Below are 10635 nucleotides of genomic sequence, written 5' to 3' on the forward strand. Positions count from 1 at the left end.
GTGGGATCGATGCCAGCCCGCTCGAACGCCTCCCACGACGTCTCCAACAGCAGGCGCTGCTGCGGGTCCATCGCCAGTGCCTCACGCGGACTGATCCCGAAGAACGACGGGTCGAACTCGGCGGCGTCGTGCAGGAAGGATCCGACGGCGACGTAGGACCGGCCGGTCTTGCCGGGGTCGGGGTCGAAGAGCTCGGCGAGGTTCCAGCCACGGTCGGCGGGCAGGTCGGAGAGCGTCTCGGCCTCGTCGGCGACGAGGCGCCAGAGATCCTCGGGCGACGCGATCGCGCCCGGGAAGCGGCAGGTCATCGCGACGATCGCGATCGGGTCGCCGGAATCGGCGGCGGTCGTCGGCGCCACCGCGACGGGCTGCGGCCTACGGCCGAGCAGCTCCTGGCCGAGGTAGGCGGCGAGAGCGAGCGGCGTGGGATGGTCGAATACCAGGGTGGCGGGCAGCCGCAGCCGGGTCGCGGTGGTGAGCCGGTTGCGAAGCTCCACCGAGGTGAGTGAGTCGAAGCCGATGTCCTTGAACGCCTGTCCGGGTACGACCGCGTCGGTCGTGGCGTGGCCGAGGACGGCGGCGGTCTGGCCCTGCACGAGTTCGAGCAGCGTACGGTCGCGTTCGGTGTCGTTCATCGCGGCCAGCCGGTCGGCGAGCGTGTCCGCGCCCGCAGCGGCGGCCTGAGCGGCCCGGCCCCGGCGGTTGGTGGTCGGCGCCAAGCCGCGCATCAGGACCGGCAGTGAGTCGGCGGAGGCGCCGCGCAGGGCGGTCCGGTCCAGGCCGGTGGCGGCGACCACCGGGTACGGCGTGGTCAGGGCTTCGTCGAACAGGGCGAGCCCTTCGGCGGTGCTCACCGGCCGGGTTCCGGAGCGGGCCATGCGGCGCACGTCGTCGTCGCCGAGGTGCCCGGTGAGGCCGCTGCGTTCCTGCCAGAAGCCCCAGGCGACGGAGACCGCGGGCAGGCCCTCGGCCCGGCGGCGCTGGGCCAGGCCGTCCAGGAACGTGTTCGCCGCGGCGTAGTTGGCCTGGCCGGGACCGCCAAACAGGCCGGCGATCGAGGAGAAGAGCACGAACGCCGCGAGGTCATGTCCGCGGGTCAGCTCGTCCAGATGCACGGCCGCGTCGGCCTTCGGGCGCAGAACGCCGCTGAGCCGCGACGCGTTCTGCTGTTCCAGGATGCCGTCGTCGAGCGCACCGGCGGTGTGCACCACCGCCGTCAGCGGGCGGTCGGTCGGTTGGGCGGCAAGCAGTGCGGCGAGCTGGTCGCGGTCGGCTGTGTCGCAGGCGACGATGACCGGCTCGGCGCCCAGGGCGCGCAATTCGGTGGCCAGGTCCGCGGCACCTTCCGCCTGGAGGCCACTGCGGCTTGCCAAGACCAGATTGCGTACGCCGTGAGCCTCCACCAGATGACGAGCGACCTGCCGCCCGAGCACCCCCGTGCCTCCCGTGATGAGGACGGTGCCGGCCGGGTCGAGGGCGTGTGGCACGGTGAGCACGAGTTTGCCGATGTGCCGGGCCTGACTGAGGTGGCGCAGCGCGTCCCGGGCGTCGCGGACGTCCCATGCGGTGCGCGGCAGGAACCGCAGCACTCCCGCCTCGATCAGCGCGACGACCTCGCGCAGGATCTCGCCGATCCGCTCTGGCCCGGCCTCGCCGGTGTCGAAGGCGCGGTAGTGCACCCCGTCGTGGTCGGCGGCGACTCGCTGCGGATCCCGGATGTCGGTCTTGCCCATCTCGATGAACCGGCCGCCGGGCGCGACCAGCCGCAGTGACGCGTCCACGAACTCGCGGGCGAGCGAGTCCAGGACGACCTGGATGCCGCGGTCGCCGGCGACGGTCCGCACCCGGTCCTCGAAGTCGAGGCTGCGCGAGGACGCGATGTGGTCCTCCGCGAAACCCTGAGCGCGCAGGATGTCCCACTTGCCGGGGCTCGCGGTGGCGAAGACCTCGGCGCCGAAGTGGCGGGCCAGCTGGACCGCTGCCATGCCGACACCGCCGGTGGCGGCGTGGATGAGTACCCGGTCGCCGGTGTCCAGCCGGCCCAGGTCGCGCAGCCCGTACCAGGCGGTGGTGAAGACCACGGGGACAGTGGCGGCCTCGGCGAACGACCAGCCGGCCGGCATCGGCACGACGGTTCGCGCGTCGGCGACGCTGAGCGGCCCGAACGAGCCGGGCAGGAAGCCGAGGACGCGGTCGCCGACGGTCAGGTCGGTCACGCCGGGACCGACCTCGACGACGACACCGGCGCCCTCGGTGCCGAGCAGTGCGTGCTCGGGATACATGCCCAGTGAGATCAGCACGTCGCGGAAGTTCACCCCGGCGGCGCGTACGGCGACCCGCACCTGCCCCGGCTCCAGCGTCGCGGCGGCGTCGGGGCAGGGCACGAAGTCGAGATCGTCGATGGTTCCGCCGTCACCGGCCGGTTCCAGCCGCCATGCCTCGTCGGGCCGGAACCGGGGCACGGCCGGCGTCCGCGGCGCGGTGGTGGACAGCCGCGGCACCTGGGCCGTGCCGGAGCGAAGGGCCAGCTGGGGCTCACCGGAGGCGACGGCGGCGGCGAGCGCGCGATGCGACTCCGGCCGCTCGTCGACGTCGGCCAGCACGAAGCGGCCGGGATATTCGGACTGGGCGGAGCGCAGCAGGCCCCAGATCGCCGCCTGCGCGGGCTGCGCAACCGTGTCACCGGGTGCGGCCGCGACCGCCCGCTCGGTCATCAGCACCAGCCGGCTCTCCGCGAGGGCCGGCTCGGCGAGGAACTGCTGCACCTGCCCGAGCACCACCGAGCCGAGTCGGTGCGTCCAGTCGGTGCCGGCCGATGCGTCGCCGCGCGGGCAGGTGACCACCACGACGTCGGGTACCGCACCGCCGGCGGACGCCTCGGCGACGACCGTGGCCAGGTCGGCGCGCGCCTCGACGTCCACGCCGGCCGAGGCGAGCGGCCCCACCAGGTCCAGGCCGTGCCCGTCGACGGCGGTCCAGCGGCCGGCCGGTGTCTCCTCCGGTACGGGCACGGCGGGCCAGTCCAGCCGCAGCAGCGCGCCCGATCCGGTACGCGTCTCGGTCGGGGCCGCCGCACGCAGCACGAGCGAGTCCACGGTGGCCACCGGTGCGCCGGTGACGTCGGCGACGCGGATACGGATCTCCCGGTCGCCGAGGCGGGTCAGGTGGACGCGCAGCCGGTCCGCGCCGGCGGCGTGCAGCCGTACACCGGTGAACGCGAACGGGAGCAGCACCGCCGGAGGCGCGTTCCGGTCCCGTTCGGTGAGCAGCATGCCGTGCAGCGCGGCGTCGAGCAGTGCGGGGTGCAGGCCGTACGCGGCCGCGCCGTCGCGTGCGTCGTCCGGCAGGTCGACCTCCGTGTACACGTCGGCGCCGGACAGCCAGGCGGCCCGCAGGCCCTGGAACGTGGGCCCGTAGCCGTAGCCGGCGCCGGTGAGGCGCTCGTACAGGTCACCGGTCTCCGCCGCGATGGCACCGGGCGGCGGCCACGCGGTGAGGCCGGGTTCGGCCGGTGCGGGGGCGATGGCGAGGGTGCCTTCCGCGTGGCGGGTCCACTCGCCGTCGTCGCCGGAGATCCGGCCCGAGACCGTTAGCCCGCGGTCGCCGTTCTCGTCCGGTTCGCCGACGCCGACCTGCACGTCGACACCGCCGGTGCGCGGGATCGCCAGGGGCGCGTGCAGCGTGAGTTCGCGCAGGAGCGTGGCGCCGACCTCGTCGCCGGCGCGGACGGCCAACTCCACGAAGCCGGTGCCGGGCAGGATGACGGTGTCTTCGACGGTGTGGTCGGCGAGCCACGGCTGCGCGGCCAGCGACAGGCGGCCGGTGAGCAGGGTCCGGTCGCCTTCCGCCATGCGGACGACGGCGGTGAGGAGTGGGTGGTCGGCGGCCTGGAGTCCGGCGGCGGTGACGTCGCCGCGCGCTCCGGTGGGAGTGATCCAGTAGCGCTCGTGTTGGAAGGGGTAGGTGGGTAGGTCAGCGGGAGTGACGCCGGCGAACTGGGTGGCCCAGTCGATCGGGACGCCCTGCACCCACGCCTCCGCCGCCGACCGCACCACCCGATCCCAACCACCCTCGCCACGGCGCAACGTCCCCACCACCACCGGGGCATCGATGTTGTACGTCAACACCGGATGAGCGCTGGACTCGACGAACACGTCGAACCCGTCACCGGTCAACGCCTGAACCGCGTCGGCGAACCGCACCGTCGAGCGGAGGTTCGCGAACCAGTACTCGGCGTCGAGCTGCACGGTCTCGTCCAGCACAGCCCCGGTGAGGGTGGAGTACATCGGCAGCGCACCCGGCTGTGACGTGATCCCGGCCAGGGCGGTGAGGAGTTCCTCGCGGATGACGTCGACCTGGGCGGTGTGCGAGGCGTAGTCCACCGGCACCAACCGGGCCCGCACCCCCCGTTGCTCACACACGGCAACCAACGCCTGCACCTCGGCAGGGTCACCACCGATGACGACCTGCGACGGGCCGTTGACCGCGGCCACACTCAACCCGTCGGTCAACAACACCTGCACCTCATCCGCGGGCAGACCGACCGACGCCATCGCCCCCGCACCGGCCAACCGTTCCCGCACGATCCGGGAACGTTGCACCACGACCCGCAACGCGTCTTCCAACGACAGTCGACCGGCGATGTAGGCGGCGGCGATCTCACCTTGTGAATGCCCGACGACGGCCGCGATCGGCAGGCCGAGGGACTGCCAGATCCGTGCCAGACCGGCCATCACCACGAACGAGACCGGCTGCACCACATCCACCCGGTCCAAATCACCACCACGAAACACCTCCGCCAGCGAGAAATCCACCAACGGCTCACACTCCGCGACCCAGGCGGCGAACACCGACGACTCATCAAGCAACTGGCCGCCCATGCCGACCCACTGCGCCCCCTGACCGGGGAACACCAACACCACACGATCCCGCGACACCACGGCCGTGCCCTCGATCAGCTCACCACCGACCCGCACCGCCCGATCCTCGAACACCGACCGCCGCACCAACGCAGCACCAACCGCCGCCGAATCACCAGATACCCGCTCCCGCAGCGCGGCCAAAGCCGCCTGACCACGCGCGGAGAACACCAACGGCACAACAGGCAACTCCCGCGACACCACATCCGCGGCCTCAGCCGCCGGAGCCTGCTCCACGATCACGTGCGCATTCGTCCCCGACATGCCGAAAGCCGAGACACCGGCCCGCCAGGGTCGATCCACCTGAGGCCACTCCCGCGCCTCGGTAAGCAGCGATACGGCACCGGCCGACCAGTCCACGTGGGGCGTCGGCTCGTCCGCGTGCAGGCTGGCGGGCAGCTTCCCCCGCTGCAACGCCATCACCATCTTGATGACACCGGCGACGCCGGCCGCGGCGGCCGTGTGACCGATGTTCGACTTGATCGACCCCAGCCACAGCGGCTCGGACCGGTCCTGGCCGTACGTGGCCAACAACGCCTGCGCCTCGATCGGGTCCCCGAGCCGGGTACCGGTGCCATGCGCCTCGACCGCGTCGACGTCCGCCGCGGAGAGTTCGGCGGCGGCGAGCGCCTGCCGGATGACCCGTTCCTGGGACGGCCCGTTCGGCGCGGTCAAACCGTTCGACGCGCCGTCCTGGTTCACCGCGCTACCACGAATCACGGCCAGCACCCGATGACCGTTGCGCTCCGCGTCCGAAAGCCGCTCCAGCACGATCACACCGACACCCTCACCCCAACCGGTGCCGTCCGCCGCCGCCGAGAACGCCTTGCACCGACCATCCGGCGACAAACCCCGCTGCCGACTGAACTCGACGAACAGCTTGGGCGTCGACATCACTGTGACGCCCCCGGCCAGGGCGAGACCGCATTCGCCACGCCGCAGCGACTCGGCGGCCAGGTGAATGGCGACAAGCGACGACGAACAGGCGGTGTCGACCGCGACCGCGGGACCTTCCAGGCCGAGCGTGTACGAGATTCGCCCGGCGACCACGCTGCCGGAGCCGCCGGTGAGCAGGTATCCCTCGTTGCCGCCCGCGCCCGAGCGCACCAGCGGTGTGTAGTCCTCGCCGCCATAGCCCATGAAGACGCCGGTGTCGCTGCCGCGCAGCTCGCCGCCGGAGAGACCGAGACGTTCGAACGCCTCCCAGGACACCTCGAGCAGCAGCCGCTGCTGCGGGTCCATGGCGAGCGCCTCGCGTGGGTTGACGCCAAAGAACGCGGCGTCGAAGTCGGCGGCACCGGTGAGGAAGCCGCCCTCGCGGACGTAGCTCTTGCCGGGCCGGTCGGGGTCCGGGTCGTAGAGGGAGTCGTTGTCCCAACCGCGGTCGGTGGGGAACCCGGAGATGGCATCGGTGCCACCGGCGAGCAACTCCCACAGCTGTTCGGGGCTGCTCACCCCGCCGGGGAAACGGCAGCTCATCGCAACGACGGCGATCGGTTCCCTGGCCCGTTCCTCGACCTCTTCGAGCCGCCGCCGGGTCCGCATCAGATCGGCGGTGACCAGCTTGAGGTAGTCGCGGTACTTGTCCTCGTTCGCCATGTGTACGTTCAGCTCCTTGCGCGGCTCAGGCGCGCCCGAGTTCCCGGTCGATGAGGTCGAACATGTCGTCGTCGGTTGCGGTGTCGAGTACGTCGTCGTCGATCTCCGGCGCGGCGGTGCCGTACGTGTCGGTCCACCGGCGCAGCAGCGTCTGCAGGCGGTTGGTGACCCGGTCGCGCACGTCGTCCTCCGGTTCGGCGCCGGCCAGGGCCGCTTCGAGCCGGTCCAGCTCGGTGAGGACGGCCGGGTGATCCTCGACCGGAGGGGCGAGGCGGCCGTCGATGGCGGCGGCGAGGGCCTCCGGGGACGGGTGATCGAAGACCACGGTCGCCGGTAGCCGCAGCCCGGTGACGCCGTGCAGGTGGTTACGCAGCTCGACTGCTGTCAGCGAGTCGAAGCCCAGGTTCTTGAAGGACTCGGCGGGGGCGACCGCGCCGGTGTCGGCGTGGCCCAGGACGAGCGCGGCGCTCCGGCGTACCAGATCGAGCAGTTCTCTGTGCCGTTCCTTGCCGGACATCGCCGCGAAGCGCTCGGCGAACGACGCCTCGGCGTCGTCCGTGGCGGCGGAACGCCGGCGGACGGCGGGCTGGACCAGACCTCGCAGCAGCACCGGGATGTTCTCCGGCGGCATCGATCGCAGCGCGCCTCGGTCGAGAGGCGTGAGTGCGACCGCAGGCTCCGTGCCGGCGAGCGCCGCGTCCAGCAGGGCGAGGCCGGCCTCGGTGCTCAACGGCGCCATTCCGGTACGCGCCACCCGGCGCACGTCCGTGTCGGCGAGACTCCCGGTGATGGCGCTGCGGTCGCTCCAGAAGCCCCAGGCCAGGGAGCGGGCGGGCAGGCCGTGCGCGGCCCGTTGCCGGGCGAACGCGTCGAGGAAGGCGTTCGCGGCGGCGTAGTTGCTCTGCCCGGCGCTGCCGAACAGGCCGGCGACCGAGGAGAAGAGCACGAAGGCCGCGAGATCGTCGCCATCGGTCAGTTCGCCCAGATGCACGGTGGCGTCCACTTTGGACCGCATCACGGTGTCGATCCGGTCCGGGGTCTGCTGTTCGACGGTGCCGTCGTCGACCACCCCGGCGGTGTGCACGACCGCGGTCAGCGGCCGGTCCGACGGGATCGTTGCCAGCAGCGCCGCGACGGCATCCCGGTCGGCGACGTCGCAGGCCGCCACGGTCACCTCGGCGCCGAGCCCGCGCAGCTCGTGGACGAGGTCCCCGGCACCGGCGGAGTCCGATCCCCGCCTGCTGGTCAGCAGCAGGTTCCGCATGCCGTGCACGGTCACCAGGTGCCGGGCCACGTGCGCGCCCAACGTACCGGTGCCACCGGTGACCAGCACGGTGCCGGCAGGGTTCAGCGGTGCCGGAACCGTCAGTACGATCTTGCCGATGTGCCGGGCCTGGCTCATGTGGCGCAGCGCCTCCCGGGCGTCGCGCACGTCCCACGCGGTCACCGGCAAGGGGCTGAGGTCACCGCGCTCGAAGAGGGCGAGCACCTCCCGCAGCATCTCCCCGATCCGCTCCGGGCCGGCCTGCGAGGTGTCGAAGGCCTGATAGCGAACGCCGGGGTGGGCTGCGGCGACCTGCTCCGGGTCCCGGATGTCGGTCTTGCCCATCGACACGAACCGGCCGCCGCGCGGCAGCAGCCGCAGCGACGCGTCGACGAACTCGCGGGCGAGCGAGTCCAAGACCAGGTCCATCCCGGCGCCGCCGGTCGCCGCCCGGAACTGCTCCTCGAAGTCGAGTGTGCGCGACGATGCCAGATGATCATCGTCCAGGCCGAGCCGCCGCAGCGCGGGCCACTTGCCGGGGCTGGCCGTGGCGAAGACCTCGGCGCCGAGGTGCCGGGCGAGCTGGACCGCGGCCATGCCCACGCCACCCGCGGCGGCGTGCACCAGGACCCGCTGGCCGGCGGTCACGCCGCCGAGGTCGCGCAGGCCGTACCAGGCGGTCGCGAACACCACCGGCACCGCTGCGGCTTGCGCGAACGACCAGCCCGCCGGCATACGCACCACGGTCCGCGCGTCGGCGACCGCCAGCGGGCCGAACGCGGCGTCCACGAAGCCCATCACCCGGTCGCCGACATTCACATGTGTCACTGCGGAACCGGTCTCCGTGACGACGCCGGCGCCCTCGGTGCCCAGGAACGCCCGCTCCGGATACATGCCCAGGGCGATCAGCACGTCGCGGAAGTTCACGCCGGCCGCACGCACCGCCACCCGGATCTGCCACGGCTCCAACGGGGCCGCCGCGTCCCCATCCGGTGTGAAGGCGAGTTCGTCCAGGGTGCTGCCGGTCGCGGTGAGCCGCCAAGCACCGTCCGGCACCGGCAGTGGCGCATTCGGCGCGACCAGCCGTGGCACCAGGAACTGGCCGCCCCGGATCGCCAGCTGCGATTCGCCGGTCGCGGCCGCCGCACGCACCACGGACTCGTTCACGCCGCCCGGAGTGTCATCGTCGATCAGCACGAACCGGCCCGGATGCTCCGACTGCGCCGAACGAACCAGGCCCCACGCCGCAGCCGCGGCCGGATCGACGACCTCACCGGCCACCGCGGCAACGGCGCCCCGGGTGAGCAGCACGAGTCGCCCGCCGCCGAGCTCCTCCTCGGCCAGCAGCCTCTGCACGGCAGCGAGCGCGCTGCCCGCGGCCGCACGGGCGGCTACAACCGGGTCGGCATCGATGACGTCCACCGGCACCACGTCGATGTCCGACTGCGCGCCGTCCGCCTCCCCCGCCTCGACCACTGACCAGTTCAGCGTGAACAGCGCGTCACCGCCCGCGTCCGTACGTACCTCCGCGGCCGGACGCGTCGCCACCTCTCCGACACTGACGACCAGATCACCCTTCTGATCCACCGCCGTCAGCGCGAACCGGCTGTCGCTCAGCGGCCGCAGCCGAACAGCCAGCCGGTTGGCACCGACGGCATGCAACCTCACATCGCTGAAACTGAACGGGAGCAACGACCGGACCGCGCCACCCTCGTCGGCGAGCAGCGTCGCCTGGAACGCCGCGTCGAGCAGCGCCGGATGGATGCCGTACCCCGTGGTATCGGTGCCATCGGGCAGTTCCACGGCGGCGTAGACGTCGTCGCCGTCCGTCCAGACGGCACGCAGGGATTGGAAGACCGGGCCGTAGCGGTAACCAGCGGCAGCCAAACGGTCGTAGAGACCATCCGTCGCAACCGCCTCGGCTCCCGGTGGTGGCCAGGTGGCGAGGTCGGGGTGGGTTTCTGGTCGGGTGTCGGTGGTGAGGGTGCCGGTGGCGTGTAGGCCGGTGGGAGAGGTGATGGTCAGGTCGTGGTGGCCGTCGGTGCCGGTCGGGGTGATCTGGACCTGGATGTCGGTGGGGATGGTCAGGGGGGCGTGCAGGGTGAGTTCCCCGACGGTGGTGGCGCCGATCTGGTCGCCGGCGTGGATGGCCAGATCAACGAACCCGGTCCCGGGCAGGATCGGGGTCCCGGCGATGACGTGCTCGCCCAACCACGCTGTCGTGGCGGCCGTCAACCGCCCGGTCAGGACCAGATGCTCGCCGACGGTCACGGCGGCGGACAACAACGGATGAGTGACCGGCCGCAACCCGAACGCCGACGCGTCCCCAACCGCCGGACTAGGAGCCAACCAGAACCGTTCCCGCTGGAACGGATACGTCGGCGCCACCGGAATCGACTCCACATCCGGCGCCGGAACAATCGCATCCCACGCGATCGGGGTCCCGGTCACGAACAACCGGGCAGCCGCGGTGAGAAGGGTGACGACCTCATCGCGATCCCGCTGATCGGTGACCGCCGTGGAGGTGGTGACCTCGGTGGCGTCGCGTGGGTCGGTGCTCGCCGTGCGGGGGGCGGCCTCGGTGGTGTCCTGCTGGTCGGCGAACGCCGTGGGGGCGGTGTTGTCGGTGGCGTCGCGCTGGTCAGTGGTGGCGGGTTCGGTGGTGGCGGGTTCGGTGGTGGCGGGTTCGGTGGTGGCGGGTTCGGTGGTGGCGGGTTCGGTGGTGGCGGGTTCGGTGGTGGTGGGTCGGGGGCGGGGGCGGCGACCGGTCGCGGCAATCACCACCGGATCAGCAGTCAAACAACCCGGTAGCAGCGCGGCTAACACCGCGTCCGGGCCAACCTCCAACCACCG

The 10635-nt window shown here is 72.2% G+C and carries 2 protein-coding genes; both read right to left on the reverse strand.

The features are described 5' to 3' along the window. Window positions 1-6518 (reverse strand): SDR family NAD(P)-dependent oxidoreductase (locus ACPXBU_RS34725; protein WP_425761386.1); only part of this gene is annotated, 6518 nt, incomplete at its 3' end. Window positions 6519-6543: 25 nt separating this feature from the next. Next, window positions 6544-10563 carry an SDR family NAD(P)-dependent oxidoreductase gene (locus tag ACPXBU_RS34730; RefSeq protein WP_425761387.1) on the reverse strand — a complete coding sequence of 1340 codons (4020 nt, stop codon included), beginning with the start codon at window positions 10561-10563 and terminating at the stop codon, window positions 6544-6546. Window positions 10564-10635 lie beyond the last annotated feature (72 nt).

The organism is Micromonospora sp. DT231 (assembly GCF_049847025.1).
In the GTDB taxonomy this organism is placed as follows: Bacteria; Actinomycetota; Actinomycetes; order Mycobacteriales; family Micromonosporaceae; genus Micromonospora.